Source organism: Leifsonia sp. 10N434 (genome assembly GCF_056394405.1).
On the sequence record NZ_JBFTHV010000005.1, the window covers coordinates 1 to 26,360 of the forward strand.

Here is a 26,360-nt window from a genome sequence, read left to right on the forward strand (position 1 = left end):
GCCTGGACCGTCTCTGGGCACAGCTTGTCGAGCGCGGACTGAGCGTCATCCTCGAAGACGGGACGTGGCAGCGCGACGAGCGCGATGAGATCCGCCGCATCGCCGAGCGGCTCGGCGCCGGCACCGAGCTGCACTACTTCGATGTCCCGCTCGAGGAACTCTGGCGTCGCCTCGAAACCCGCAACGCCAATCCGCCCTACGGCACTGTTCCGATCACGCGGGAACTACTCGAGGATTCCCGGCTGCGGTTCCAACGACCCGATCAGGCCGAGTTCTCGCTCTTCGACCAGTTTGTCGTGCACCACTGAGGGCGTTTGACGGCCGGCCCGAGCTCGCCATCTAGGGTTTCCGGCAGCCTGACGATCGCATGGGTTGCTGTCAGTCCTCGATGTCGAACACGGCTATGCGTGACGAGGTCCGTTGCAGGGCCTCGGCCAGTGGCATGTGGGCGGGGTGGGTCAGGTACACGTCTCGCGAAAGGGCATCTGCGAAGACGATGACCAGCCCGTAGTCGTACCCGGCCTCGAGGTTCTCCGGACTCATGCTCGGGCCGTCGACGACGCTGCGGATGCCCGGAATGCTGCTCTCCAGCGTTTGAGTGTAGGTGCGGATCCAGTCGATCTCGGCTGGATCCACCTGGTCGTTCCACTGCACCAGTACAACGTGGGTGACGGTCACACCTGGGTCCTCTCGTCCGGCTGAATGGGCGACGCTCGAGTCCCCTTCAGTCTGGTGAGCCATGTTAGCGGCACGCGTGACGCATCGGCTCGTCGTGGCGCGACCCATGATTGCGGGGGTTGGGTCCATCGAATCGCGCCTTTAGCCTGTGATCAGGGCGCAAGGGGGAAGCATGCGACGGCAGCGGCGATCGGCTGGCCTCGTTGCGGCCTGCGCGGCACTCGTGGTGCTGACCGCGTGTTCGGCCGGGCCACAGATCGAACGCGAGCGGCGCGGCAACCTCAACTCTGCGATCAAAGAGTTCGACCCGGCGTCGATCTCGACGATGTCCTGCAACGTGGCGGGCGGATCGATCGAGTTTCAGAGAGGATTCACGCGGCTCATCGTCCTCAATGGCGCGGATTCCTGGGATGTTGTCGTCGATCGTTTCAGCAAGCTCAGCTACGAGGGACCGGTGAACCCGCCTGGCCTGTCGCTCGCACGGAAGGACGGCATCATCGTCGACGGCCGGCGCATTGACGCGCCCGACGATCAGCCGGATCTCGTTCCGTGGCTCATTGCGAAAGGCTGCACGATTCCTGCCGAGGGCGCTGTCATGCTGAGCTTTGAAGAACGCGCTGTTCCTATCGGCGGCAACTAGCGCGGGGACGTTCCAAGGACTCCTCGAACTGGCGATTGAATGGGCGACGCTCGACACCCTTTCAGTGCGAATGCTGATGGTGCATCACGCGTGACGCGTCGCTTCTACGTGTTGCGACCCACGTTAAATCAGCGGTCCCGCGGGTGGCACCAGTGCGGCCTTCTCAGCGGGCAGGACCGGCGGTGCGGAGGGCGGCGATCACATGGTCGACCCGGACGCGGATCTCTTCCTCGTCCGGCATACCGAAATGGAACGCTAGGCGGTGGTAGATGGGGCCGTAAAAGAGGTCCAAGGCAACGCCGAGGTCGGCGTGCGCGGGCAGATCTCCCGCGTGTTGAGCGCGGCGCAATCGTTCCTCGAATCCCTCGATCCGTGGGCGCATCTGATCGCGCAGGGCCCGTGCAAGCGCGGGCTCGCGCTGCGCCTCTGCGATGACCGCGGCGAGAGGAGAGGTCTCCTGCGGGGTGAGCATTGCGACGACAGAGTTGAGCTGGGCGCACATGTCGCGGGCCAGGTCTCCGGTGTCTTCGTACGTCACGAGCGTTGTCGCCGAGTCGGCCACGGCGTCCAAGAGCACAGCGCCCTTCGACGGCCACCAGCGGTAGATGGTCTTCTTACTGACCCCGGCGCGCTCAGCGATCGCCTCAATGGTGAGCTGAGCGAAACCGTTGTCGCGGCACACGGCCAACGCGGCATCGAGCACCGCAAGGCGCGCGCGTTCGCTCCGCCGGGCCGGATCAGGTGTACTCGCCATCCTCGCAATCTACACGCTACGTGTCGTGTTGCGTCTCCAGGACACGAACTGCTACCTTACAACAACACGACACGTTCCGTGTCGTCTGCTCGATTGCAACGACTCGTGCGCGAGGAACTCACAGGAGGATCAGCAATGAGATTGGCGACATTGAAGGGCGCCTCGGTGTCCGACCCATCGCAGGAGACGCGCCCGAACGACGGGTACGTGATTCGCAAGCTTCGGCTGAGCCCGGATCACCGCGCGGCAGTCGACGCGGTTGAGCGCTACCTCGTCCACCGCGGGGCGTTCACTGTTGCGGAGCCCCTCGAGCGACTGCTGAACGACCTCGTCGACCTCTTCGAGCAGAGTGCGTGGAACAACGTTCCGATCCGGGAGATCGTAGGCGAGGATCCCGTCGAATTCGCCGAGCAACTTCTCGCCAACTATGCCGACGGGCAGTCGATCGCGGAGGAGCGAAACAGACTGTCGGCGACCATCGACGAGATCATTGCCGGGGTCCTGGTCCGATCGCGACACGATCTCCGTAGCCCGGATGCCCTGCCTTAGGTCCGTCGACTGAGCCAGCCCACAGCATAAGGGCGAGCTCACTTTCTCGCGCTGTGCGGCCCGCGAGGTGAAGCCTCTTCGGTATATTGACACCAACCTTCGCTGTCTATCTCGTCAGTTCAGGAGTGGAAAATGTCTGAATCAGTTTCCGATGCCACAGTTTCGCCCCAACCGGTCGCGCCGGTCGCACCCTCGTTGTTCTCCCGGCTCGCTGCAGAAGTGGCGGGCACCTTCGTCCTGGTCTTCGGAGTGGTCGGCACGGCGCTTTACGCAGCCGGCTTCGCCGACGGCGAAGGCGGCCTCAACGTGGGTTTCTTGGGGGTCGCACTAGCGCTCGGATTGAGTGTCGTCGTCGGCGCTTACGCGTTCGGCCCGGTGTCGGGTGGACATTTCAACCCGGCGGTGACGCTCGGTCTGGCCGTTGGCGGACGGTTCGCGTGGCGCGACGTGATCGGTTACATTCTTGCCCAGATCGTCGGCGGGGCCCTGGCGACGACCCTGCTGGTCGCGATCGCCGCCGGAGGTCCGGATGGGTTCCTCGACAAGGCGATGAGCGGCGGGTTCGCTTCTACCGGCTGGGGGGAGCTTTCGCCGGGCGGCTTCCCACTGTTGTCCGCGCTGTTGGTCGAGATCATCACCACGGCCGTTTTCGTCTACGTGATCCTCGGCGTGACGAGCACCCGCGCCGCTGACGGATTCGCGCCGCTCGCCATCGGTTTGACTCTGACCATGCTCGCCTTGATCGCGATCCCTGTGTCCAACGCGTCGTTCAATCCGGCGCGCTCGATCGCGACCGCAATCTATGGTGGCCCGACCGCACTCGCCCAAGTATGGCTGTCGATTGTGGCGCCGATCGTCGGGGCATTGATCGCCGGCTCCACGTTCAAGCTCCTGTTCGATCGCTCGCGTCCTCAGCGGGATCTGTCCTCCGCCGCACGGTAGGGAGCGCACATGCGGACGTCGACTTTCATATTCGAGGCAAAGGCGTACGACGACGACTTCCATCATTTGAACGACGAGATCGCCCAGCGCGCGCGTGCCATTCCAGGATTCCTGGGCGAAGAGGGCTGGACCAATGAGGCGACGGGCTTACATTCCGAGGTCTAGAGTCCTCGACGGATTAAACGTTGGCGTTCATGCGGATCTAACTTGAATTGAAGAAGGCCCCGAAGGCAGCGGCCTCCGCGGCGTAGTCGAGATCAGCGTCGTCCAGAACGGCCATGCGCGCGCTGCCGCCCAGTTCCATGATGCCGGCGTCTCTGAGGTCTTTATACCTACTTCGGTTGAGCCCGTGGACGAAACCAACCGAAGTGTCGCGTGCGCCGCCATTGCCGTTCCGATGAGCTCGCCGCTGCCGACGGTCACGCTCATCACCCCAGCGGGCAGTCCCGCTTCCTCGAGGTCTGTCGACCAGCTATTCAGACCCGCCCACTCCCGGAGGCTCTTTGGATGTACGCGGCTGGTACGGGATCCGATATCCACACATGTGCTTCCCGCCGCTGAAAGCGAATTCCGTGCGCCCACGCGGCCTTTGCCTCAACCACTAACAACACGGGCTCCCCGCCGTGTCTGGCTGCAACTGTGGTAGCAGTGTCGCGGTCGTCCGAATGATGGACGAATTGGCGCCGCATGGGCTTCAAACCGTCTCGAAGGATGCCTTCGACGCTCGAGCTGGCGGTGCCGTGAAACAGAAAAGCCGGGGGTTCCTCCGGTGTCAGCCGAACGTGAAAAGTCGCCGAGTGACCGTACGCGGCTCTGATGCGGCTACCGTCGATTTCATGGCGCTTCTTCGACGCCTGTTCGACCACCCGGCGAAGTCGAATTTCGTCGACATCCTGATAACCCATGGATTCGAGAGCGCGCACGAGAGCATCCACGTCGACCCACCCATCGACTCCCATCTCAAGGGCGTAATCGTTCGGGGCATGACGCAACGCGCGCGAGATCTCCCGACTTATCTCAGCGTCAGTCGCCAAAGGTGCGTTCCTCGTACGACCACGACTCCGCGGCGAACTCATAGCACCCATCGTCCGGAATATAGATTAAGAAGTGATTGAGGTCGAGGTGGCTCGCGAGCTTCCCGTCCAGTAGCCCGGCGATCCAATCCGAATTCTCGACCTCCGTGAGGAGGCCATAGCTCTCATTTACTTGAAACGCCTTCGCGACGGGTTCTGCCGTGAACTGAATACCTCGCGCCCACTCGAAACGGAAAACCCCGAGGTACTCGCCACCTGCTCGCCGATATGTCACACGGAGCTCCACGTCGGGCCCCGTTCTCACGAGACTTGGCACACCGGCCGTGTCATCAAAGTCGCCGGGCACGTCAAACAGAAAACGCTTCCTTATGCCACGCGCGCTTTCAGGCGAGGACATTCACTCTCCTACCGCTCCACGCACATTTCCAAAGAGACTCCTCGAATATACATCGCGTTCGAGCTCTCGTTCCCGACTCCCGACTGGTCGACGTTCTCCGCCTCGTAGACCCCCGATCCTTCGACGATCGCCGACGAGCCGTCCGGGACCGCCTGCTGGGCGATGGCCGCCGTCGCTCCCGCGGCGAGGCTCTGCACGGCGGCTGTTCCGAGCGCGGGAGTCGGCGCCGTCCAGTCGCCGCCGCCGATGCCGGACGCGTTCACGTGCTGCACGGCCTGAGAGGCGTTCGCCGTGAGGACAGACTCGTACTCCGTCTGCCCGGCCTCGTCGATGAGGGCCCGGATGTTTCGGGTCAGGATCGCCTTGAACCCGGCCGTGTCGTCCGAGCCCTCGTTGCGGAAGGTACCGGAATCGGTGAGGTTGGCGATCGCCCAGTCGACCGCCGCTGTCGCCTTGCTCAGGTATGCGGCGTCGTGGGTGACGAGATACATCTGGAGCGCGGCACCGGCATAGTCGCCCTGGTTGTACGTCCAGTCGTAGTCGGTGTACGTCCCCGTGCCCGACACGTGGTCGCGGAGGTGCCCGTTGCGGTCGAAGTTCGTGTCCAGCCAGGTGAACAGCCGGTTAGCGGTGTCGAGGTAGCTCTGCGTGCCCGTCGCCGCGTAGAGCCGCAGCGCCGTGTAGATCGCCGTCCCGTTCGTGGCGACGTTCTTCTCATTCTTCGACCCGTCGCCGACGTCGACGTTCTTCCACCAGATGCCGCCGCCGTATTTCGTGTCCTCGTAGCCGGAGACATACGAGAACAACGTCTCGGCCTCGGTGAGGTAACGGCTCTCGCCGGTGAGCTCGTAGGCGCGGATGCTTCCCCGTGCCCACCATCCGATGTCGTCGTTCCAGTCGTTGTCGGTCGGGGTCGGATACGCGGCCTGGAACCCGTCGAAGACGTCGTCGATCATCGCGCGGGATGCGGAGTCGTGGGTCCGCTCGTAGCGGTCCATCACCATCTCCCAGAGCTGGGCTTCCCACCAGTAGTCCGTGTATACGCCGCCGTCGGGTCCGACGGCATGCTCGCTGTGCGCGACGTGATCGCTATATGTGTAGAAGTAGTTCTTCGACGCGTCCCAGTACTGGCTGACGAAGGACTGGTACGCGTCATCGGCCTGGGACGTGGTGAGTGCGGCCGCGGGTTGGGCCACCACCGCAGTCGCCAGGGTGGCGACTGCGGCGACGGCCGCCAGTCCGCCTCGGATGCGTGTGCGCGTGGTCATGCGAACTCCTGTCGGATGGGCCGAGCGCGGAGTCGGGTTGCTCGACGGTGAGTCGGATCGGAACCGATCCATGTGGACTCTACGAAGGCTTTGGCAGCCCCGTCAACCATTAATTCGAGATTAGTTCTATTAACCATATTGATTCGGTTTCGAACATGTGAATATGATGACTACCGCACTCGAATCACCCCCAGAGCAATGGAGCCCCACATGCGACACGTCCGTGCCGAGACCGTCGACCGCGTCACCCGCGAGGTGCGCGAGCGCATCGGCCCCGCCGTGGCGGAGGTCTTCGAGCGGTGCTTCGTCGACACGCTGGAGTCGGCCGTCGGGACGGCGCCCGACGGGACCGCGTTCGTGGTCACGGGAGACATCCCCGCAATGTGGCTGCGTGACTCGACGGCTCAGCTGGCCCCGTATCTGCACTTCCTGGCCGACGACGACCTGCTCGCCGACACCGTCGCTGCCGTGTCGCGCCGGCAGTTGGCGTGCATCCTGCTCGACCCGTACGCCAATGCATTCAACCGATTCGACAACGGCAACGGCCACAGCGACGACCTCACCGAGCAGAGCGGCTGGGTCTGGGAGCGCAAGTACGAGATCGACTCGCTCTGCTACCCCCTGCAGCTCGCGCACGACCTCTGGCGCGCCACGGGCCGCACCGACCACCTCGGTGAATTCGCGGCCGCTCTCACGGCGGCGATCCGCGTGATCCGCACCGAGCAGGACCACGAGGCCGCGTCCCCGTACCGGTTTCAGCGCACCGACTGCCCGCCCTCCGACACTCTCGTGCGCGACGGTCGCGGTTCCCTCGTCGCCCCCAACGGCCTCAGCTGGAGCGCGTTCCGTCCGAGCGACGACGCGTGCGAGCTCGGCTACAACATCCCCGGAAACGCTTTCGCGGTCGTCGCGCTGACGATGGCCGCCGAGCTCGCGCGTGACGTGCTCGACGAGCCCGGCCTCGCGGCCGAGGCCGAGGATCTCGCCGAGCGCATCGACGACACGATCCGTTCGGAGGCGATCGTCACCGACGCCACCGGCAGAGCGATACTCGCGTACGAGATCGATGGTCTCGGCGCGGATGTGCGCATGGACGACTCGAACGTGCCGAGCCTGCTCTCCCTCCCGATCGTCGGATGGTGCGCCGCAGACGATCCGCTGTACCTTGCGACCCGCGCGTTCGTGCTGAGCGACCAGAATCCGTACTTCGCGCGGGGCACCGCGGCGACCGGTCTCGGCAGCCCGCACACGCCGCCGGACACGATCTGGCCGATCGGCCTGGCTATCCAGGGCCTCACGGCGCTGACCACAGACGAGAAGCGGGACGTGCTCGACACCCTGCTGCGCACGGATGCCGGAACCGGCTTCATGCACGAGTCGTTCCACAAGGACGATCCGACGGTCTTCACCCGAGAGTGGTTCTCCTGGGCGAACGCGATGTTCTGCGAACTGGTGCTCGACGTCGCCGGGCTGCGCACCCTCATCCGTCAACCGCAGCCGGTCGGAGCGGACCGGTGAGCGCCCTGCTGCACGCGCCGGAGGCAGCGGTGGTCTCACAACCGGAACGGGTCGGCGGGGGCATACCCGGCGGCGGTCCGGCCCGGCGGGGCAAGCGCCGCAGCGGGCGGGGCGTATCCGGAACGGCCCGGCAGCAGACCATCAACGCGTGGGTCTTCCTCGCGATCCCGATCGTGCTGTTCGTGGCGTTCCTCGCGATCCCGATCGTGACCGCCCTGGTGCTGAGCTTCAGCGACTACTCCGTGCTCGGTTCGCTCTCGTGGACCGGGATCGACAACTACGTGCAACTCGTCAACGACCCTTTCTTCTGGATCGCGCTGCGGAACACGGCCTTCTACACCGTGCTCTACGTGCCGCTCGGTCTCGTGGTCGCTCTCGCCACCGCACTGCTGCTCAACCGCAGCACACGAGCCGCCCGAATCTTCCGCACCCTGTTCTACATCCCCGTGGTGTCGTCCACCGTCGCGACGGCGTCGATCTGGTTCTGGCTTCTGAACCCGCAGTACGGAATCTTCAACGTCGTCCTCTCCTGGTTCGGAATCGACGGCCCGGCCTGGCTCTACGACTCGAAGTGGGCGATGCTCGCCATCGTCATGATGAGCGTGTGGGCCGGGTTCGGCGCGAACATGATCATCTTCCTCGGCGGGCTGCAGGGTGTATCGCCCGATCTGCACGAGGCCGCGCGGCTCGACGGCGCCAACGCCTGGCAGGCGTTCTGGCACGTCACCCTCCCCGGCATCTCCCGCACCACGCTGCTGGTGACGACGCTGCTCATCATCGGGGCGTTCCAGGTGTTCGACCAGGCGTACGTGCTCACCAAGGGCGGTCCGGGCAACTCGACGCTGACCCTCGTCTACCTGATCTACAACGAGGGCTTCGGCGCGCTGAAGATGGGCTACGCGTCCGCGATCTCGTTCGTGCTGTTCCTGATCATCCTCGTGTTCTCCATCGTCAATGCGCGGATCTCGAATCCGAAGGGAGCCCGCGCATGAGCGCATCCGTCTCGACCGCCGCCTCCTCCGGCTCGCGGGTCGCCGCCACTGCTGCCCGGCGCAAGCGGTCGCCGCGGCGGATCGCCGGCCGCATCGTCTGGTACATCGCCGTCGTGCTCGTCAGCATCGTCACGGTGATGCCGCTGATCTGGACCATCTCGACCTCGCTGAAGCCCGCGGGGGAGATCCTGTCGGGGTACCTCAACCTCATCCCCAGCGCTCCGACGATCGGCAACTACGTCGCCGTCTTCTCGCAGACGCCGTTCGCCCGCTACATGTTCAACTCGTTCCTGCTCGCGTTCATCGGAACGGCGACGAACCTGTTCTTCGGCGGCCTCGCCGGATACGCGCTCGCCAAGTTCCGCTTCCGCGGCCGTCGGGTGGTGTTCAGCATGTTCCTCGGGTCGATGATGATCCCCACGATCGTCACGATGATCCCGACGTTCCTGGTGCTGCGCTACTTCCCGCTCGCGGGAGGCAACGACCTCTTCGGGCAGGGCGGCGTCGGCTTCATCAACACGTACTGGGCGATCATCATCCCGTTCGCCGCCGGTCCGTTCGCCGTGTTCTTCATGAAGCAGGTGTTCGAGGCGCTGCCGGACGAGCTCGGGGAGGCCGCCCGCATCGACGGCGCGAGCGAGTTCCGCATCTTCCGCCAGGTCTACCTGCCGATGGCGACGGCGGGGCTCGCGGTCCTGGGCGTGCTGACGTTCCAGGCGGGCTGGAACAGCTTTCTCTGGCCGCTCATCGTCCTCAGCGATCCGAGCCTCCTCACGGTCCAGGTGGGACTGTCGTCGTTCGTCAGCGACCACCAGACCGACTACGGACCCCTCATGGCCGGGACCATCGTCTCCACCGTTCCCGTGCTCATCGTCTTCGTCTTCGCCCAACGCTGGATCGTGCAGGGCGTCGCACACACGGCGAGCAAATGATCTCCACCCACACCACTGTTATCCGCATCGCAACCACCCAACGAAAGAGAAATCGATGAAGATCTCCCGTCGCGGCGCCGCAGCCGCAACCCTGGCGCTCGTCGCCGCCCTGGGCTTGAGCGCCTGCTCGGCCGGAGCCGGTTCATCCGCATCCGGCGGCACCAAGGACGTCACCTTCTGGGGCTCCTGGAGCTCCGCCGAGCAGGTCGCCCAGATCAACAAGCAGGTCGCAGCGTTCAACAACGACCAGAGCCAGTACAAGGTCACCTACGCGGCTCAGAACCTGGTGGAGCAGAAGCTCCTCACCGGTGAGGCGAGCGGCCAGGTTCCGGATGTCGTGCTCTGGGATCGCGGTCAGACATCGCTCTACGTGTCGAAGGGCGCGCTGCAGAGCATCGACGACCTCGTGGAGAAGGACAGCGTCGACCTCGACCAGTTCTACTCCGAGCCGACCGCGGAGATGACAGTCGACAAGAAGGTCTACGGCCTCCCGATCCTGGTCGACAACCGTTCGCTGTTCTACAACAAGAAGATCCTCGACAAGGCCGGCGTGAGCGTGCCGACCACCTGGGACGAGCTCAAGAACGTCGCTCAGAAGGTCACCACGGTCGAGGGCGGGAAGACCACCGTCGCCGGGTTCATGCTCGACGACCCCGGACTGTTCAACATGTGGCTGCAGCAGGCGGGCGGCACGATGCTGAACAAGGACGAGTCGAAGACGAACTTCAACAACGAGAAGGGTCTCGAGGTGCTCGACTTCTGGAAGTCGCTGCAGCAGGAGAAGGTCTTCCAGCAGGGCTTCGGCGCCGGCACCGACCCGTTCGCAGCGAACAAGGCGGCGATGAAGTACGACGGACCGTGGGACATCTCCACCTACAACGGAGTCGACGGGCTCGACTACGGGGTCGCCGAGCCTCTCGCCGGTCCCGACGGCGACAAGGGTGCCGTCACCGGCGGCTTCGGTCTCGTGGTGCCGAAGGGCGCCAAGAACGTCGACGGTGCCTGGGCGTTCATGAAGTGGTGGGCGACGCAGCCCGCCAACGGGGTGTCGTTCGGCAAGATCGCCGGATGGGTCCCCGCGAACAAGGAGGCCGCGAGCAACGAGTTCTTCACCGCCGACCCGCACTACGCCGCCATCGTCAAGGCGCTCTCCTACGCGAAGATCCGTCCGACCGTCGCCGGCTACTCGGATGTGGAGGGCAAGGCGCTCATCCCCGCGCTCCAGAAGTTCATGTCCGGCGAGCTGAGCGCGAAGGACGCACTCGCTCAGGCGCAGGAGCAGGGCGACCAGATCCTCGCCCAGAACCGCTGACGCCCGGCGCACCGCCGACGACAACCCATCGAGAACGGACACCATGACCACCGACAGCCTCTGGTCCGCCCGGGCGGACATCGCCCAGCACAGCCTCACCCACTTCTACGGAACGGCGGAACCGCAGTTCTTGAACAACTCGTACCCCGACGCCCCCGGAGGGAACGAGACGTTCAACTACTGGTGGCTCGCGCACGTGATCGAGGCGAGGCTCGACGCGTACGAACGCACGGGCGACCAGGGCTGGCTCGATGCGGCGGTCGCCGCGTACCGGAACATCATCGACCGCAACGGGTCGCTCTTCAACGACTACTTCGACGACATGCTCTGGTACGCGATCGCCATCGTTCGCCTCGCGGATGCGACGGGCGACTCGGGGTACCTCGCCGACGCCGTCGCGATCTGGGAGCACGTGCGCGCGTTCGGCTGGAACGACACGTTGGGGCAGAGCCTTGCCTGGCGCAAGCAACAGCTCTACTACAAGAACACCCCTGCCAACGGCCCGTTCGCCATCGTCTCCTGCCGGCTCGCGGAGCGCGCCGGCGACGCCCGCTACCTCCCCGTGGCGCTTGCCGCGTTCGACTGGATCGAACGCACCCTCGTCGACCCGTCGAACGGGTTCGTCGAAGACGGCATCAACCGCGAGGAGAACGGGCGCATCGACACCCAGTGGCGGTTCACCTACAACCAGGGCCTCTACATCGGTGCGGCGGTCGAGCTCTACCACCGCACCGGGGACTCCTCCTACCTGGACCGCGCGGCGCGCACGGCGGTGACCGCGATCGACGAGCTCAGCACCGACGGCGTGTTCCGTGCCGAGGGTGATGGCGGCGACGAGGGGCTGTTCAAGGGGATCTTCTACCGGTATGCGGAGCTGCTCCTCCGAGAGCTGCCGGACGACTCCGACCAGGCGGCGCGCATCCGCGGGCTCATCGAGACGAGCACGGATGCGCTCGTCGCAACGAGCCTGGACGGCGACCTCCTCCTCGCCGGGAACGACTGGAGCGTCGCACCGAGCGGGCCGATCGCGTACTCGACCGAGCTCAGCGCGATCCTGGCGCTCGAGGTGCGCGCGCGGGTCGAGACGCGGGTTCCGGCGGCCCGGTCCTGATTCCATATATTCATATAGCCTGAGCGTATGCGTGACTCCCTCTACCAGCAGGTCTACGACCGGATCCGGGAGCAGATACGCAACCACGACTACCCGGTCGGCGAGCGGCTCCCCTCCGAGGCGGAGCTGCTCGCCGAGCACGAGGTCAGCACGATCACGCTCAAGCGCGCGCTCGACCTGCTGCGGGACGAGGGCTACATCGACCGCAAGCCTCGGCGCGGGACCTTCGTCGTCAGCGACGTTCCCACCACGGGGGCGAGCGAGACCCCCAAGCCGCTGATCGGCTGCATCGTCACCAACTTCGACGATACGTTCGGGTCGCACATCATCGGCGCCCTACTCGACACCGAGACGCCGGCGAACGTGGTGCTCAAACGCAGCCTCGGCGATCCCGTCGTGGAGGAGCGGCTGATCCGGGAACTCGTGGCGAGCGGTGTGCAGGGGCTCATCCTGGAGCCGAGCTCATCGGAGTTCGCGCCGCCGGCGATCTTCGAACTGATCATGCGGGCCTTCCCGCTCGCGATCCTCGACCGGGTGTTCGAAGGCGTGCCGGTGTCCAGCGTCTGCTCCGACAACGTCGGCGCGGCCAAGACGGCCGCCGAGTACCTGATCACCCTCGGGCACACCAGGCTCGGCCTGGTGACCTCGTCGAGCAAGGTCTCCGCGGCAGAGGACCGCCGAGAGGGGTTCGTACACGCCCACGCCGCCGCGCACATCCCCCACCGCCCCGAGGCCGAGTACCGGCTCATGGAGTCGACGGTGCCCGGCAGCGACGTGCCGGCGGAACAGGACGTGGCCGCCCTGCGGGTGTTCCTCTCCGAGCACCCGGAGCTCACCGCATTCGTGGCGACCGAGCACAACATCGCCGTGCTGCTGCGGGCAGCGCTGGAGCAGGAGGGGCGAACGGTGCCCGGGGATGCGTCGATCGTGTCCTTCGATCAGCCCGACACCTTCTACGCGCCCGCCTCGTTCCACTTCAGCAGCATCCGTCAGCAGCAGGCGGCGATGGGCGCGGAGGCCCTGCGACTCGTTGTCGATCAGCTCGCCGGGCCCGTCCCCGTGCAGAAGGTGTCATTGACCACCGAGCTGGTGCTCGGGGAGTCGACCGCCCCCCGGCGGGATCGGACGACCGCTTTTGTGAAAGCGCGAGCCACTGGTTGATTTGTTCTCGTGGGCTTGGCGCCGAGCTCCAGCTCGAGCTCGTACCGGAGGTAGCGGCTGCGTCGTGACGGCGCTTCGACTTCTCGACGTTCCCTGATCGGCGTGAGGCTCCGCTCGTCAGGAGTGGGCGAGCTCTGCCTCGAACGCGGCACGGAGTTCGTCGAAGGCCGAGGGCACCCCGGCCGGCCGGGGGATGCCCAGGTGCTGCTCGCGCAGCTCATCCATGAACCTGTCCCAAAACTCGGGGCCGCCCTGCTCGAGCAACTCAGCACGCACGGACAGCTCCCGACTGGCAGGCAGATGGCGCACGCCCCAAGCGCCGAGGTGCGCCAGCACCGGGACGAGCTGAATCGCCGGCTCGGTGAGACTGTAGATGACCTTCTGCTTGTGGCTGGGATCGGGTGCCCTGGAGATCATGCCGAGGTCGACGAGCCGCTGCAGCCGGTCGGCGAGAATGTTGGATGCGATGCCCTCGTCGGAGTTCGCGAGCAGCTCGTTGAAGTGCCGCCGGTTCCCGAACATCATGTCCCGGATGACGATGAGCGACCACTTGTCGCCGAACACCTCCAGTGAAAGGTTGATCGGACAGCCGGATCGGTGCTCCATGCCTGCCTCCCAGTCGTGTGAACCGCGCGTAGAAACCACTTGCAGTCTACAACTGGTTGAGCTACTTTGAGAACCAATTGCAGATCACAACTAGTTAGGGAGTCACATCATGGGCAAGGTGTACAGCGATCTCGGGGTCACGGCCGACGGCTTCGCGACGGGGTTGAATCAGACGGAGGAGAAGCCCTTCGGCGATATCGATGAGAACTGGCTGCACGGCTGGATGTTCCAAGAGGACGGCGAGAACAAGGCGGAGGTCGACGCGATCGCCGACGCCGGCGCGTTCATCATGGGCCGCAACATGTTCGGCCCGGTCCGGGGGGAATGGGATCGCGAGTGGCGTGGCTGGTGGGGTCCGAACCCGCCGTTCCACGGCCCGGTGTTCGTGCTCACCCACTACGCTCACGACCCCATCGAGATGGAGGGCGGGACGACGTTCCACTTCGTCACCGACGGCATCCATCCGGCCCTGGAGCTGGCGCGCGCCGCGGCGGGCGCCAGGGACATCGAGGTTGTCGGAGGCCCGAGCACGGTCAACGCCCACCTGACCGCAGGGCTCGTCGATGAGCTGCGGCTCCACGTGACGCCGTTTATCCTCGGCGCCGGCGTGCGCGTGTTCGACGGCGTACCTCCGCAGCAGCTCGAGCTGATCTCGGTGCGACAGGCGTCACGCGTGACGCACATGACCTACGGGCCGGCTCGCCGCTAGATCTACGCGGCACTGGCCTGGGATTCGAAGATGTCCACGTTCTCCGCATCGACATCGACGACGTGTGGATGCATCTGCCCGCCGGTGGACGCGTCTACGCCTGCGGTCCGGAGGAGCTCCTCCTGGCGGTCGAGGAGTCGGCGCGCCGGGCCGGCCGTTCGGACAGCGTGGTGGTCGAGCGGTTCGCGCCCCGTGCGGTCTCGACGCTCCCGGATCGACCGTTCGACGTCGAACTCCGCCGCAGCGGGACCACGGTGCGTGTGGCCGCGGGAGAGTCCACGCTGGACGCGGTCAACCGCGCGGGCGCCAATGTGTTGTCGACGTGCCGCGAGGGCACGTGCGGCACCTGCGAGGTGCGCGTGCTGGCGGGAATCCCGGAACATCGCGACTCCGTGCTCGGGCTGGAGGAGCGGTTGGCCGGAGACACCATGATGACCTGCGTGTCGCGGTGCGTCGGGGAGCGACTGGTGCTCGACCTCTAGTCCGAGCGTTGAGAACGGGCAAAGACACAGCGGAATGTCTGTCAGCTTGTGTGAAGTCCTGAATCACCTTGACACTGGCGAGCGCGATAGCCTCCGCAATCGGCCCGGCGCGACCGACAGCACGAAATTCCACACCAACGCCAACAATGCGCCGGCGGCCGCGACCACGCACATCGTGGCGGGGCCCGCGAAGAGAAGTGCCCCGCCGAGGGCGTTGCCGCTGGCGATGCCGCTGTACAGGGCTGATGCGTTTGCGCCGATGGGCATAGGGCCTCGCCGTCGGGGCGTCGCTGGGTGCAGCGCTCGGCAACATGGGTGTCGGCCTTGCCCTGGGGACAGGCGTGGGCGCCGTCTCCGCGGCGGTGTCGCCGTCCTTGCGGTCCGACGGACATTCACTGGCAACTCCTCACAGGAACCTCCGTCCGGCGACGCGTAGCTTACGAAGGGATCTACTCGGCCTCATCGACGCTCAGGGTCGTCGTCTCGGCACGTGATCTCGCAGCCGGGTAGTCGGTTCAGGTCCGATCGGTCGCGTTCTCCAATGCCTTCCGTGGCCAGACCGTGTAGCTGACCGCCCAGAGGATGTCGATTCCGAGCACGAGGCCGAGGATCGGAATGAATGCCTGGAGGGCCTGCGAACGATGCGGGTCATCGACCAGGAGGGTGAGCCCGCCGAGTATCGCCACCGCGATAGCCGCGGCGATGGCGGTCCTGACCACGTCCAGCCAGCACTTCGCGGTGTACTCGCTGCCGTCGAGCCGGACCGGCGCGGGCCCTCCAGCGAAGCGATGGGTGAAGCGAACGTCCGCCCATGCGACCATGCTCTTTCCATACGCGATCGACACTCCGATATAGATGGCTGCCAGCCCGTGGTGCCACGACGCCACGCCGCCCCCTACCAGATCCGTGGCTACAAGTCCCAGGAGTACCACGTCGATCAGCGGCGCGGCGATGAGCAGCCCTGCCCCGACGCGCGGGCGTCGCAACAGGTACCGGGCGGTCAATCCCGCAAGGATCGCCACCCAGAACGCGATCTCGCACGCGATGATGGCGATCAGAATCACGTTGGGCTCCTTCAGTGTGTCAGTCGGTACTCGACGACCGATGCGAGTCCCACTCGCATAATGCCGGCCGACCGCTAGAAGCTCGAGGGCACCGCAGCAGACCCGCGCTGGTCCCTGCCGGCGGGCGTGGCCGGCTCGTCGAGCCCTCGAGCCAGGAGCTGTACGGCCTGTTCGGCAGCCGATCCGGGCTCGGCGGTGAACATGAGCAGGCGGTGCATCGAGTCGTCGGGCGAGGTGAGGACCTCGAAGGCGAGTTCGAAGTCGCCGACATCGGGGTGGTGGAAGAGCTTGACGCCCGAGACGCAGGCCGCGACGGGATGCTTGGCCCACAGCTTGCCGAACTCCGGGCTCTTCAGGCTCAACTCACCTACCAGCGCGGTGAGTTCCGCGTCATCCGGATTCTTGGCAGCGAGAACACGCAACGACGACACCGCCCTTTCCGCTTCCTCTTGCCAGCGCCCGTAGAGCTCACGTGTGTGGCCGTCGAGGAAGATCATTCGGGTCGTGTTGGGCCGGTCCTGCTGACGCGTCGGACTGTCGATGTCGAGATGCCCGGCGACGAGGCGGTGACCCAGCGTGTTCCAGCCGAGAACCTCACTGCGTCTGCCGATGATCACGGCAGGCGTGTTCGGCAGGGACTGGATCAGCCGCAACGTGCCCGGCCTGGCATGATCCGGCCTCACCGCCGGCTTGCGCCGCCCCGCCGGTTGCGGTCGTGCCAGATCGAAAAGGTGCGCGCGCTCATCCGCCGTCAGGTTCAGCGCCCGGGCGATGGAGTCGATCACCGACTCGGAGGCGTTGACGCTCAGCCCTTGCTCGAGACGCGTGTAGTAGGTGGAGCTCACTCCGGCGAGCATCGCGAGTTCCTCCCGACGCAGCCCCGGCACCCGACGGATGCCGTAGCCCACCAACCCGACGTCCTCGGGCTGCAGTGCACCACGTCGCAGGCGGAGAAATTCTCCCAGCTCACTCAGGCTCGTCATCCCACCATTCTGCTGTCTCTCGCCTCATGGTGCCTGTCCCTGTCAGTGCTAGGCACGAGCGGGTGTGGTTGGGAAGTCCGCGCAGCGGCATCGTTGCCCACGTCATCACAGAAAGAAGGCACCGCATGACCACCACCGGAACCTCAGCCGCCGTCTCCGAAAGGCAGAAGGGAGGCAACCCGCCTGCCATGACCGGACGACAGCGGGTCGCTCTGACCGTGCTGCTCACCGCGAGCTTCACGCTCGCGGTCGACTTCTCGATCCTGAACGTCGCCCTCCCGACCATCGGCGCCGACGTCGGCTTCGCGATCGAGAATCTTCAGTGGATCGCCACCGCGTTCGCTCTCTGCTCCGCCGGGTTCACCCTCTTGATGGGCCGCGTCGCCGACCTCGCCGGGCGACGCCGGATGTTCGTGATCGGCATGGCCCTGCTCGGCATCGGTTCACTCGCCGGCGGCTTGGCCACGACGCCGGAACTGCTCCTGATCGCCCGCGTGGCACAGGGTTTCGCCACGGCCATCGTCGTGCCCTCAGCGCTCGCGCTTCTCCTGGGCGCCTTCCCGGAGGGGCGAGCACGGGACAAAGCACTGGGACTGAACGGCTCGCTCATGGCCGCCGGCTTCACGACTGGAGCCATCCTCGGCGGACTGCTCACCGACCTGCTCTCGTGGCGCTGGGCCTTTCTCATCAACGTGCCCATCGCCATAGGAGTGCTGATCGTCGCGCCCATCGTGCTCCGAGAAAGTCGTACGGCTGAGCGCACGAAGCTCGACGTTCCGGGGGCGATCACCGTGACACTAGGGCTGCTCGCCCTCGTCTTCGGGCTCACCTCAGCGGCGGAAGGCTCGTGGACCGACCCGAGCACACTGCTGTCCTTCGCGGCAGCGATCGTACTGTTCGCCTCGTTCGTGCTGGTCGAACGCAAAGCGACATTCCCCCTCGTGCCGCTGGGAATCCTCGCTCGCTCGAACGTCTCCTGGGGCAACGTGTCCGGGCTTCTCGCCTTCGCGACGGAGACCTCGCTCGTCTTCCTGCTCACCCTGTACCTGCAGAAAGTGCTCGGCTACTCACCGCTCGCGGCAGGCCTCACCTTCGCGGTGCTCGGCGCCGGGACCGTGATCGGCGGTCTGCTCGGTCCCAAGGTGATCGCGCGGGTTGGCAGCAAGGCAGCGATCGTCGGCGGCTTCCTCGTGCAGGGCCTCGCGACGCTGCCGCTCGTGCTGTTGTCAGAGCAGCCGGGATCCATCTGGCTGCTGCTCGCAGCGACCTTCGTCGGCGGCATTGCGAACCTGGTGGTCATCGTCGGGTTCATGGTCACCGCCACCTCCGGCCTGGGCAGGAATGAGCAAGGGCTCGTCACCGGACTCACCACGATGAGCCAGCAGGTAGGCATCACCCTGGGAACTCCCATCATGAGCGCGGTCATCACCGCCGTCGTCGTGGGCAGCAGCGCGCCGCTCACGGAATCGGTCCTCGCGGGAGTATCGGCCGCCATCTGGGTCAATGGCGGGCTCTGCATCGCCGCGGCTATCGCTGTGGCGTTGTTCCTCCGTCGACGCTCCCAGTAGCCACAACCCGTCCCGCGAGCGAGTGCATCGGAATGTCCGGTGCACTCGCGCACGAGTCGGAGACGGATCACAGGCCCTGCGTGCGACGCACTCCTTCTTCTCCTCCGCGGACGGAGTGCCGGGGCCGTTGCCGGAACCCTTCTCGATCGAGCCGAACGATATCGAGCCGAGCGCGAAGCATCGACATGATGGCAAGCTTCGGTTTCCGGACGTCCAAGCACAGGTCAGCGAGTCCGCCCACATTTAGACCGAGCGGTCCGCCTCGTCCGCGTGCATCCGCAGTGCGGTCGCGGAGTCATAGACCTTCCGCAACAGGGCCAGCAGTTGCGCCCTTTCGGTATTGGTAAGGCGCGCCAAGAGTTCGGCTTCGAGCGCCCCGCGTCCGAGTTCAACCGGCTGTTGCAGTTCTCTGCCGGCGTCAGTGAGCCACAGTCGCACAAGTCGACTGTCATGGTCGTCGCGAACACGCACGATCAGGCCCGCGGCGACCATCCGGTTCGCCATCTTCACGATCGCTGGGGTGCTGACGTGGGCGCCGCGGGCAAGCTCGCGCGGCGTTTGACCATCCGTTTCCCAGAGCGCGGCCAGCAGATGATCCTGACCGAGATAAAGCCCGTGACGCTGGAGCATGGCGTCAGCCAGTGCGCGCACTGATTTATTAGTCGCACCGTGCAGGTCCAAAAAGTCGGTCATGCTCCCATCCTTCCAAGAAGATTGACCTCGTATCGTTTACCGGTTAGTTTAATGCCATTGACCGGTTAACGATTGGATGCCCATGCTACTCATAACTGGTGCCACCGGAAACGTCGGCACCGCGCTTATCCGGGAACTCGAGAGCAAGTCGATTCCCTCGCGCGTCCTGGTCCGAGACCCACGCCGAGCAGAGCACCTTCCCGCATCGGTCGAGCGCGTCGCCGGCGACCTGGACGACGCTGAGTCTCTCGCCGATGCGTTCGACGGGATCGACGCGGTCTTCCTCCTGACGCCGGGGATCGGCGTCTCCATGGCCCGAAACGCCCTGAGCGCGGCCTCCCGAGCTGGGGTCCGGCACGTCGTATTGCTGTCCTCCACGAATGTGGTCGGGGACCCTGTGCCGGCGATGGGCAGGTGGCATCACGAGCGGGAGGTCCTGGTGCGCGAGTCGAGGATCCCCTGGACGATTCTTCGCCCCAACGGCTTCATGAGCAACGCGCTCGAATGGGTGCCGACTATCGCAGCAGACCGTTATGTGCTCGACGCGACCGGCCCGGGACGGCATGCCGTCATCGACCCGGCAGACGTCGCCGCCGTTGCCGCGGCGACGCTGACCAGCCCCGGTCACGAGGGTGCCACCTACACGCTGACCGGACCAGAATCCCTCACCACCGCAGACCAGGTCCGCATCCTCAGCGGCACGTTGGGGATGCCCATTGCTCTTCGGGAAGTGAGAACCGCCGACGAGGCCGTGCGCTCACGCTTCCCGAACGGCGCGCCCGAGCCGCTTGCGGCTGCGGTTGTCGAAGCGTGGCAGCTCATGCGTGCAGACACCGTTGGCCAACGAACTGACACGGTGGAACGCTTGGTGAAGCGACCACCGCGCTCGTTCCGCCAATGGTGCGAATCGAACGCTGCCACTATCTCGGCAGCACTGACCGCCAAGCCCTCGCGGGTCTGAATGCTGCAGCGCGCGGGGAGCACGGCGTCCGTGTGGTTCGAGGCGTCGGTGTTGGTCGAGGCGTCGGTGTTGGTCGACCGTGAGCTGTTGATGAATGTCGCCTACAGGCTGCCCCGCTCCGTCTCTGAGGCCGACCGCTGACGGATCGGTACCGGACGGACTGAGACCACCGGACACGTGACAGCATTGCGGAATGAACGAGGCACCCCTGATCCTTCCTGCTCTTGACGGCAAGCGGGTCCACCTTCGAGACTGGCGACCCTCAGACGCCTCAGTTGTTCAAGAGGCATCGCGCGACCCCCTCATCCCCTTCATCACCACTGTTCCTCAAACCGCCGACGAGGCAGAAGCCCTCGCCTTCATCGACCGACAGAACAATCGGATGCGAACACGAGCGGGCTACGCTTTCGCCGTCACAGACGACGACGATCACGCGGTAGGCCACATCGGCCTCTTCTTCACCAAAGGGTTCAGCGGACGTGCCAGCGTCGGCTACTGGATCGAGGCCTCTCAGCGGCGACAGGGATACGCCATCGATGCATTGACCACCCTGACCGCCTGGGCAGTTCACCTCGACACCCTCGACCGGATCGAGCTTTATGTCGAGCCATGGAATCGCGGCTCATGGCGGACAGCCGAAGAGGCCGGATATGAACGCGAAGGACTCCTGCGCGCGTGGCAGCGAGTGAAAAATCAACCGCGCGACATGTACATGTACTCCCAGCTCACAGCCCAAGGAACTGCCGCACGAAGGGACGCCCTCGTTTCTCATTAGCCGACGCCACGGCGACACGCACGCAGCGCAACGGCAGGGACTCTGACGAAGCCAACGAGACCCACCTGAGGGGCGTTTCAGATGTAGTCAAAATGCAGGCAAACCGCCCAGCGGCGACATGCAAAACGCCCCGGATCCCAGTGTTTACAAGGGATCGCGGGGCGTTTTCGTGGCGGTACCGGTGGGATTTGAACCCACGGTGGGCTTTCACCCACACAACTTTTCGAGAGTTGCACCTTCGGCCGCTCGGACACGGTACCGCCGACTACTGTACGCGATCCGGGCATCCGGGCGCCAATCGAGCGGGGCGCCGGAGGCTGCGAATCCCCTCGGAACGGTGCGCGCGCAAGAGTACAGTTTCGAGGATGGTGACGAAGAAGACGGTGGTGCTCGCGGGCACCGGGATCTCGTCGGTCGCAGTCGGTCTCGCCGCCTGGGCTCGGGTGCGCAAGGCGCAGGCGAAGCTGGCCGCGAACAAGACACGGCTCAACGAGACGCTGCCGGTCCACTCCGCGTGGTGGCGCGACTACGCGAAGACAGAGGGCGACCTCCTCTACGTCGCGATCGGCGACAGCGCTGCTCAGGGCATCGGCGCATCCGCCCCCAAGAACAGCTACGTGGGCGTCATCGCCGATCACGTGCACGCCGTCACCGGGCGCTCCGTGCAGGTCGCCAATCTGAGCGTGTCCGGCGCGACGGTTGCGCTCGCGGTCGCCGACCAGCTGCCGCGGTTCTCGCCGTACTCCCCCGACCTCGTGACGGTCGCGATCGGCGCGAACGACATCGCCGCGTTCGATCCCGAACTCTTCTCGACCGGCATCCGCACGGTGTTCGCCGCGCTGCCGGATGACGCGATCGTCGCCGACCTGCCCTACTTCTTCTTCCCGTGGAACGAGAAGAAGGTCGCCGTCGCCAACCGGATCCTGCGGGAGGCCGCCGCGGAGCGCGGGCTCACCGTCGTCCCGCTGCACGAGTCGATGCGCCGTCAGGGACTGCGCGGGATCTTCACCCAGTTCGCCGAAGACCTGTTCCACCCCAACGACCACGGCTACCGCGTGTGGGCGTCGGCGTTCCTCCCCGCGGCGACGACGCTCGTCAAGAAGCGGTTCCCGCGGCAGTCGACGGGCGCCACCACGCAGGCGACGGTTCCCGAGACGCAAAGCGATGCGCAGTCCGGCTCACAGGCCGACTCGCAGCCGGACGCCGCCTCCGATCCCGCTAGCGTCTGACCGTGCCCGGCGCAACGTGCGCCAGCACGTCGCCCCACGCCGGGAACACCACCATGTGGCCCACGCCCGGCGTCATCTGCACCCGGGCATCCGGCAGCGCGCGCTGATACCAGGTCGCGTGCGCGTTGCCGGCCAGCGGGTCGCCCTGACCGTTGACGATCAGTGTCTTCGCCGCGACATCCGAGAACTCGAACCCCCACGGACGCGCCGTGTAGCTCAGGATGTCGGCCGCGACGCCGCCCGCCCCCTGCCGGAAGGCGTCCCTCAGCATCATCCCGAGCCGATCGCGCGCACCGGGGCGCGCCAGCGCGGCCGCGTCGACCGGCGACTCGCCCAGCATCTCCAACGGGACGTCGCCCACCTCGTCGGGGGAGGCGACCGCCTCCGCCTGGCTCGCGAGCATCTCGGTGAGCTGGCTCAGTGCCGCATCCGGTGTCAGCGTCGCGAGGTGATCGGACAGCTGCTGCAGCGGCGGATCGATCCACGGCACCTCCTCGTTCGGCGCCGGGGTCGCGATGATGGCGACGCGATCGACGACATCCGGATGCCGCGCAGCGAGCGCGAGCGCGACCCGTCCACCGGCCGACCAGCCCACCACCCCGACGGTCTTCGGGCGGTTGACGCCGATCTCGGATTCGTCCCGGTTCATCTCGCGCAGATACTCGGCGATGTCGTCGGCCGACTGCGCGATGCTCGGCCAGTGCCCAGGCGGCAGTGGGTCGCTGGACCCGTAGCCGGGCCGGTCGAAGGCCAGCATGTGCACGTTGCGGGTCGCCGTCACCGTCGGGTCGGGGTCGAAGACCGACGAGCCGGGCGCCGGGTGGCAGAACACCACGATCTTCTCGGCGATGGGATCGCCCTTGGTGGTGACGCCGATGGTGCGGCCGGACGGCAGGGTGAAGGTCAGATTCGCCATGCCGCCCATTGTGCTCCTCCGCGCTCGTCTCGCCCAGGTGTCTCCCCAAAGGCGCGAACGCGTGCGACTTCGCACAGGCCGGTCGGCCTCGGGCCGGATGACGGTGGTCCGCCGTACAGTTGACCCGATCGAGGAGGTAGCGTGGCGCGAGCCCAACTCAACTACCGCTGCACGGAGTGCGGCTGGACCACCGCGAAGTGGGTGGGGCGTTGCGGCGAATGCCAGGAGTGGGGCACCGTCACCGAGACGGCGGCTCCGACCGGAGTGCTCCGGGCGTTGAAGCCCGTCTCGATCGATGCCGCGCGAGCCGCCCGGTCGATCACCGCCATCGACGCCGACAACGACACCGCGACCCACTGGCCGAGCGGCATCGCCGAGTTCGACCGCGTGCTTGGTGGCGGCATCGTCCCCGGTGCGGCCATCCTGTTGAGCGGCGAGCCGGGGGTCGGCAAGTCCACGCTGCTGCTCGAGGTCGCCTCGCGCGCGGCCCGCGCCCGCTCGCGCGTGCTCTACGTGAGCGCCGAGGAGTCGGTGAGCCAGGTCCGGATGCGCGCCCAGCGCACCGGCGCCCTCCACGACCACCTCTACCTCGCCTCCGAGACCGACCTGGCGACGATCGTCGGCCAGATCGACGCGGTCGACCCGCAGCTGGTCATCGTCGACTCGGTGCAGACCGTTTCGAGCTCCAACGGCGAGGGTCTCGCCGGCGGCCCCAGCCAGGTGCGCGAGGTCGCGAGCACTCTCATCCGGGTCGCCAAAGACCGCAACCTTCCGCTCGTGCTGGTCGGGCACGTCACGAAAGACGGCTCGATCGCCGGTCCCCGCCTCCTCGAGCACCTCGTCGACGTCGTCTGCCAGTTCGAAGGTGACCGCCAGACCGCGCTCCGCTTCGTGCGTGCGCTCAAGAACCGCTTCGGGCCGACGGATGAGGTGGGCTGCTTCGAGATGACCGGTGACGGCATCGCCGAGGTCGCCGATCCGAGCGGACTCTTCCTCAGCCGCAGCACGACGCCGGTCTCGGGCACGTGCGTGACGGTCGCGATGGAGGGCCGCCGGCCGCTCCCGGTCGAGGTGCAGGCGCTGATCGTCAAGAGCTCGGCGCCCAACCCGCGCCGCGTGACCAACGGCGTCGACGCATCCCGGGTGGCCATGCTGCTTGCGGTGCTCGAACGGCGCGCGAACTTCACCTTCGGCGACAAAGACGTGTACGTCTCGACGGTGGGTGGCGTGCGGCTCACCGAGCCCGGCGCCGACCTGGCCATCGCGCTCGCGATCGCGTCGGCTTCGAACGAGAAGCCGATCCCGCACACGCTCGTCGCCTTCGGCGAGATCAGCCTGGCCGGGGAGATCCGCCCCGTCAGCAGCGGCAAGCAGCGCACGGCCGAGGCCGCGCGCCTCGGATTCGTCACGCGCGTCGACGCCGAGAGCCAGAGCATCCGGGAGGCGCTGCGCGTCGCCTTCACCGTCGGCGCGACGACTCGTGAGCGGGAGCTCGACGCGGCGTTCTGACGTGGGGCGGGAGCCGTCGCTGCTGTCCCGTCCACTCCCGTAACTCCGGAACTACGAGCGCGAACCGGCCCTGACATCCGGAGTTATGCCCACCCGCGCGGCGCGTCGCACCGACCTTCCGGAGTTATGGGCCCGCCTCGGACGCGGCAGCTAGTTCAGTGAGAACTGCTTCGTCGTGTCCGAGATGATCCCCGCCACCGACGTCTGCAGGTGGTACGAGGCACCACCGGCCGGCACCTGATCGCGCGTCGCCTGGCAGGTCTTCGGGTCGGACCGCGTCCGGTCCCAGGTGATCGGCGTCTGCGAGGAGATCGTCTTGCCCGGCTGCAGCAGCACTTCGGCATCGACCTTGGACGTCTGGCAGTCCGTCGACTTCCAGTAGACCTCGGACCCGCTGGTGATGGTGAAGACCTGCTTCGACGTGCCGGCGTCGATCTTGCACGACGTCGTTCCGTGGTTGGTGATCGAGACGGCCAGCTTGGGGTTCTGTCCGGCCGCGTACGCGTTCAGGTCCGTGATCGCCTGAACAGTGATGTTCGCGGCCGTGCACGGCTGACCGTTGGCCGTCGTCTCGGTCGTCGGGATGCTCGTGGGGTTCGTCGCGGCCTTCGGTGTGGTCGACGTCGTCGGCACAGCCGCCGGCGTGCCGCTGGACGATCCCGGACGCACGACGATGAGGATGATGACGACGATCACGGCCAGCAGGCCCAGGGCGACCAGCAGCCGGCGTCGCCAATACACTTTGCTCGGCTGGGGGCCGACCGGGTGCTTGAACGTCGACATGCCTGCAGGATAGCCGCGCTTCGGCGTATTTCCGCGGCAAAACGCGCTAGAGCTGCTTCAACATCCTGGTGTTTCCAAGCGTGTTCGGCTTCACGCGTGCGAGATCGAGGAATTCGGCGACACCTTCGTCGTGCGAGCGCACCAGTTCCGCGTACACCGCCGGGTCGACGGTCTCGTCGCCCATGTCCACGAAGCCGTTGCGCTCGAAGAAGCCGACCTCGAACGTCAGGCAGAACAGCCTGCTCAGCCCGAGCTCGCGCGCGTCCTCCTCGAGACGGCCGAGGAGTGCCCGGCCGATGCCCTTGCCGAGCCAGTCGTCGGACACCGCCAGCGTGCGCACCTCCGCGAGGTCGCTCCACATCACGTGCAGCGCGCCGCATCCGATGAGCTCGCCGTCATCCGTCTCGGCGACCCGGAACTCCTGCACCGACTCGTAGAAGACGACCTGCTCTTTGCCGAGCAGGATACGGCGCTGCACGAGCGGCTCCACCAGCTCCCGGATGCGCGTGACGTCGCTGGTGCGCGCGCGGCGGATGCGGAAACCAGTGCTCACGAGACTCACCCGTCCAGCCTAGTGACCTGCCGCCCGGCGCGTCCGGGCGCGTCCCGTCCCATCCGCCACCGTGCCCTGGCAACGAGGGGTCGCAACACGCCGTGTCGCAGATTCCGTAACGGCGTGTTGCGACCCCTCATTACCGCACAGGCGCGCGGCGGGAGCGGCGCGCCCCGCGAGCATGCCCCGCAGCACGCGAAAGCGGGGCCGCCTCCGAAGAGGCGGCCCCGCTCGTCGTACG

The 26,360-nt window shown here is 66.2% G+C and carries 31 protein-coding genes, 1 tRNA gene and 1 pseudogene; 18 read left to right on the top strand and 15 right to left on the bottom strand.

Annotated features, from left to right (window positions below):
- Positions 1-308: P-loop nucleotide/nucleoside kinase family protein (locus tag AC1DB1_RS13620; RefSeq protein ID WP_477201165.1), on the top strand; the 308-nt coding region annotated here is incomplete at its 5' end.
- 70 nt (positions 309-378) lie between these two features.
- On the opposite strand, the gene AC1DB1_RS13625 is transcribed toward AC1DB1_RS13620, so the two are convergent.
- A complete protein-coding gene (locus AC1DB1_RS13625; protein ID WP_477201166.1) occupies positions 379-678 on the bottom strand; it encodes a Dabb family protein in 300 nt (99 codons plus the stop codon).
- A 172-nt stretch (positions 679-850) separates the two neighbouring features.
- Between AC1DB1_RS13625 and AC1DB1_RS13630 the strand changes: the two genes are divergently transcribed.
- Positions 851-1,318, top strand: coding sequence for a hypothetical protein (locus AC1DB1_RS13630; RefSeq protein WP_477201167.1), 468 nt, complete (start codon positions 851-853; stop codon positions 1,316-1,318).
- Between the two features lie 163 nt (positions 1,319-1,481).
- Here AC1DB1_RS13630 and AC1DB1_RS13635 read toward each other — a convergent pair whose 3' ends face one another.
- Positions 1,482-2,021: a TetR/AcrR family transcriptional regulator gene (locus AC1DB1_RS13635; protein WP_477201168.1), complete on the bottom strand. Its 540-nt coding sequence runs from the start codon at positions 2,019-2,021 to the stop codon at positions 1,482-1,484.
- 156 nt (positions 2,022-2,177) lie between these two features.
- Between AC1DB1_RS13635 and AC1DB1_RS13640 the strand changes: the two genes are divergently transcribed.
- The 3 genes from AC1DB1_RS13640 to AC1DB1_RS13650 all read left to right on the top strand — a co-directional run bounded on the left by AC1DB1_RS13640 (position 2,178) and on the right by AC1DB1_RS13650 (position 3,728).
- A complete protein-coding gene (locus AC1DB1_RS13640; protein ID WP_477201169.1) occupies positions 2,178-2,621 on the top strand; it encodes a DUF1048 domain-containing protein in 444 nt (147 codons plus the stop codon).
- A 132-nt stretch (positions 2,622-2,753) separates the two neighbouring features.
- On the top strand, positions 2,754-3,563 hold the full coding sequence (gene aqpZ / locus AC1DB1_RS13645; protein ID WP_477201170.1) for an aquaporin Z: 810 nt from the start codon (positions 2,754-2,756) through the stop codon (positions 3,561-3,563).
- A gap of 9 nt (positions 3,564-3,572) precedes the next feature.
- A complete protein-coding gene (locus tag AC1DB1_RS13650; RefSeq protein WP_477201171.1) occupies positions 3,573-3,728 on the top strand; it encodes a hypothetical protein in 156 nt (51 codons plus the stop codon).
- Positions 3,729-3,765: 37 nt separating this feature from the next.
- On the opposite strand, the gene AC1DB1_RS13655 is transcribed toward AC1DB1_RS13650, so the two are convergent.
- From AC1DB1_RS13655 to AC1DB1_RS13675, 5 genes and pseudogenes are all read right to left on the bottom strand, one after another.
- Positions 3,766-3,867, bottom strand: a complete 102-nt coding sequence (locus AC1DB1_RS13655; RefSeq protein WP_477201172.1) for an aldehyde dehydrogenase family protein — start codon at positions 3,865-3,867, stop codon at positions 3,766-3,768.
- Between the two features lie 20 nt (positions 3,868-3,887).
- Positions 3,888-4,145: pseudogene (locus AC1DB1_RS13660) on the bottom strand (aldehyde dehydrogenase family protein); the annotation flags it as partial.
- Complete coding sequence (locus AC1DB1_RS13665; RefSeq protein ID WP_477201173.1) at positions 4,040-4,597, bottom strand: RNA 2'-phosphotransferase; 558 nt, start codon at positions 4,595-4,597, stop codon at positions 4,040-4,042. The pseudogene AC1DB1_RS13660 and the gene AC1DB1_RS13665, both read right to left, overlap by 106 nt.
- Complete coding sequence (locus tag AC1DB1_RS13670) at positions 4,587-4,994, bottom strand: hypothetical protein (RefSeq protein ID WP_477201174.1); 408 nt, start codon at positions 4,992-4,994, stop codon at positions 4,587-4,589. Before AC1DB1_RS13670 ends, AC1DB1_RS13665 begins: the two co-directional genes overlap by 11 nt.
- Before the next feature lie 8 nt (positions 4,995-5,002).
- Positions 5,003-6,262, bottom strand: a complete 1,260-nt coding sequence (locus AC1DB1_RS13675; protein ID WP_477201175.1) for a glycoside hydrolase family 76 protein — start codon at positions 6,260-6,262, stop codon at positions 5,003-5,005.
- A 210-nt stretch (positions 6,263-6,472) separates the two neighbouring features.
- On the opposite strand from AC1DB1_RS13675, the gene AC1DB1_RS13680 reads away from it, so the two are divergent.
- From AC1DB1_RS13680 to AC1DB1_RS13705, 6 genes are read left to right on the top strand one after another with little or no spacing between them, the layout of a single operon-like run.
- Positions 6,473-7,780 (top strand): glycoside hydrolase family 125 protein, encoded by a 1,308-nt coding sequence (locus AC1DB1_RS13680; RefSeq protein ID WP_477201176.1) that lies wholly within the window; start codon positions 6,473-6,475, stop codon positions 7,778-7,780.
- Positions 7,777-8,772, top strand: a complete 996-nt coding sequence (locus tag AC1DB1_RS13685; RefSeq protein WP_477201177.1) for a carbohydrate ABC transporter permease — start codon at positions 7,777-7,779, stop codon at positions 8,770-8,772. The genes AC1DB1_RS13680 and AC1DB1_RS13685 overlap by 4 nt, the downstream gene beginning before the upstream one ends.
- The gene (locus AC1DB1_RS13690; RefSeq protein ID WP_477201178.1) at positions 8,769-9,704 is read left to right on the top strand and encodes a carbohydrate ABC transporter permease; all 936 of its coding nucleotides are present in this window, start codon (positions 8,769-8,771) and stop codon (positions 9,702-9,704) included. The genes AC1DB1_RS13685 and AC1DB1_RS13690 overlap by 4 nt, the downstream gene beginning before the upstream one ends.
- Positions 9,705-9,759: 55 nt before the next feature.
- Positions 9,760-11,016 (top strand): ABC transporter substrate-binding protein, encoded by a 1,257-nt coding sequence (locus AC1DB1_RS13695; protein ID WP_477201179.1) that lies wholly within the window; start codon positions 9,760-9,762, stop codon positions 11,014-11,016.
- 43 nt (positions 11,017-11,059) lie between these two features.
- The gene (locus AC1DB1_RS13700; RefSeq protein ID WP_477201180.1) at positions 11,060-12,127 is read left to right on the top strand and encodes a glycoside hydrolase family 76 protein; all 1,068 of its coding nucleotides are present in this window, start codon (positions 11,060-11,062) and stop codon (positions 12,125-12,127) included.
- A gap of 27 nt (positions 12,128-12,154) precedes the next feature.
- Complete coding sequence (locus tag AC1DB1_RS13705; protein WP_477201181.1) at positions 12,155-13,288, top strand: GntR family transcriptional regulator; 1,134 nt, start codon at positions 12,155-12,157, stop codon at positions 13,286-13,288.
- Between the two features lie 117 nt (positions 13,289-13,405).
- Here AC1DB1_RS13705 and AC1DB1_RS13710 read toward each other — a convergent pair whose 3' ends face one another.
- Positions 13,406-13,894, bottom strand: a complete 489-nt coding sequence (locus AC1DB1_RS13710; RefSeq protein WP_477201182.1) for a winged helix-turn-helix transcriptional regulator — start codon at positions 13,892-13,894, stop codon at positions 13,406-13,408.
- Positions 13,895-14,003: 109 nt separating this feature from the next.
- Between AC1DB1_RS13710 and AC1DB1_RS13715 the strand changes: the two genes are divergently transcribed.
- Together AC1DB1_RS13715 and AC1DB1_RS13720 are read left to right on the top strand one after the other, a co-directional pair.
- The gene (locus AC1DB1_RS13715) at positions 14,004-14,603 is read left to right on the top strand and encodes a dihydrofolate reductase family protein (protein ID WP_477201183.1); all 600 of its coding nucleotides are present in this window, start codon (positions 14,004-14,006) and stop codon (positions 14,601-14,603) included.
- Positions 14,604-14,671: 68 nt separating this feature from the next.
- Positions 14,672-15,085, top strand: a complete 414-nt coding sequence (locus AC1DB1_RS13720) for a 2Fe-2S iron-sulfur cluster-binding protein (protein ID WP_477201184.1) — start codon at positions 14,672-14,674, stop codon at positions 15,083-15,085.
- A 515-nt stretch (positions 15,086-15,600) separates the two neighbouring features.
- Here the strand turns inward: AC1DB1_RS13720 and AC1DB1_RS13725 are convergent.
- Positions 15,601-16,149 (bottom strand): hypothetical protein, encoded by a 549-nt coding sequence (locus AC1DB1_RS13725; protein WP_477201185.1) that lies wholly within the window; start codon positions 16,147-16,149, stop codon positions 15,601-15,603.
- A gap of 74 nt (positions 16,150-16,223) precedes the next feature.
- A complete protein-coding gene (locus tag AC1DB1_RS13730; RefSeq protein WP_477201186.1) occupies positions 16,224-17,132 on the bottom strand; it encodes a helix-turn-helix transcriptional regulator in 909 nt (302 codons plus the stop codon).
- Between the two features lie 188 nt (positions 17,133-17,320).
- On the opposite strand from AC1DB1_RS13730, the gene AC1DB1_RS13735 reads away from it, so the two are divergent.
- Positions 17,321-18,700 (top strand): MFS transporter, encoded by a 1,380-nt coding sequence (locus AC1DB1_RS13735; RefSeq protein WP_477201380.1) that lies wholly within the window; start codon positions 17,321-17,323, stop codon positions 18,698-18,700.
- Positions 18,701-18,943: 243 nt separating this feature from the next.
- Here AC1DB1_RS13735 and AC1DB1_RS13740 read toward each other — a convergent pair whose 3' ends face one another.
- Complete coding sequence (locus tag AC1DB1_RS13740; RefSeq protein WP_477201187.1) at positions 18,944-19,393, bottom strand: MarR family winged helix-turn-helix transcriptional regulator; 450 nt, start codon at positions 19,391-19,393, stop codon at positions 18,944-18,946.
- Positions 19,394-19,469: 76 nt separating this feature from the next.
- Between AC1DB1_RS13740 and AC1DB1_RS13745 the strand changes: the two genes are divergently transcribed.
- Together AC1DB1_RS13745 and AC1DB1_RS13750 are read left to right on the top strand one after the other, a co-directional pair.
- A complete protein-coding gene (locus AC1DB1_RS13745) occupies positions 19,470-20,354 on the top strand; it encodes an NAD(P)H-binding protein (RefSeq protein ID WP_477201188.1) in 885 nt (294 codons plus the stop codon).
- Positions 20,355-20,547: 193 nt separating this feature from the next.
- Complete coding sequence (locus tag AC1DB1_RS13750; protein ID WP_477201189.1) at positions 20,548-21,129, top strand: GNAT family N-acetyltransferase; 582 nt, start codon at positions 20,548-20,550, stop codon at positions 21,127-21,129.
- Between the two features lie 170 nt (positions 21,130-21,299).
- On the opposite strand, the gene AC1DB1_RS13755 is transcribed toward AC1DB1_RS13750, so the two are convergent.
- Positions 21,300-21,389, bottom strand: a tRNA-Ser gene (locus AC1DB1_RS13755).
- A gap of 105 nt (positions 21,390-21,494) precedes the next feature.
- Here AC1DB1_RS13755 and AC1DB1_RS13760 point away from each other — a divergent pair.
- Positions 21,495-22,358 (top strand): SGNH/GDSL hydrolase family protein, encoded by an 864-nt coding sequence (locus AC1DB1_RS13760; RefSeq protein WP_477201190.1) that lies wholly within the window; start codon positions 21,495-21,497, stop codon positions 22,356-22,358.
- Here the strand turns inward: AC1DB1_RS13760 and AC1DB1_RS13765 are convergent.
- Positions 22,348-23,274, bottom strand: coding sequence for an alpha/beta fold hydrolase (locus tag AC1DB1_RS13765; RefSeq protein ID WP_477201191.1), 927 nt, complete (start codon positions 23,272-23,274; stop codon positions 22,348-22,350). The two genes, AC1DB1_RS13760 and AC1DB1_RS13765, sit on opposite strands and share 11 nt — an antisense overlap.
- Positions 23,275-23,415: 141 nt before the next feature.
- On the opposite strand from AC1DB1_RS13765, the gene radA reads away from it, so the two are divergent.
- Positions 23,416-24,783 carry a DNA repair protein RadA gene (gene radA / locus AC1DB1_RS13770; protein WP_477201192.1) on the top strand — a complete coding sequence of 456 codons (1,368 nt, stop codon included), beginning with the start codon at positions 23,416-23,418 and terminating at the stop codon, positions 24,781-24,783.
- A gap of 150 nt (positions 24,784-24,933) precedes the next feature.
- On the opposite strand, the gene AC1DB1_RS13775 is transcribed toward radA, so the two are convergent.
- Complete coding sequence (locus tag AC1DB1_RS13775; RefSeq protein WP_477201193.1) at positions 24,934-25,566, bottom strand: hypothetical protein; 633 nt, start codon at positions 25,564-25,566, stop codon at positions 24,934-24,936.
- A 46-nt stretch (positions 25,567-25,612) separates the two neighbouring features.
- A complete protein-coding gene (locus AC1DB1_RS13780; RefSeq protein WP_477201381.1) occupies positions 25,613-26,119 on the bottom strand; it encodes an amino-acid N-acetyltransferase in 507 nt (168 codons plus the stop codon).
- Between the last annotated feature and the right edge of the window lie 241 nt (positions 26,120-26,360).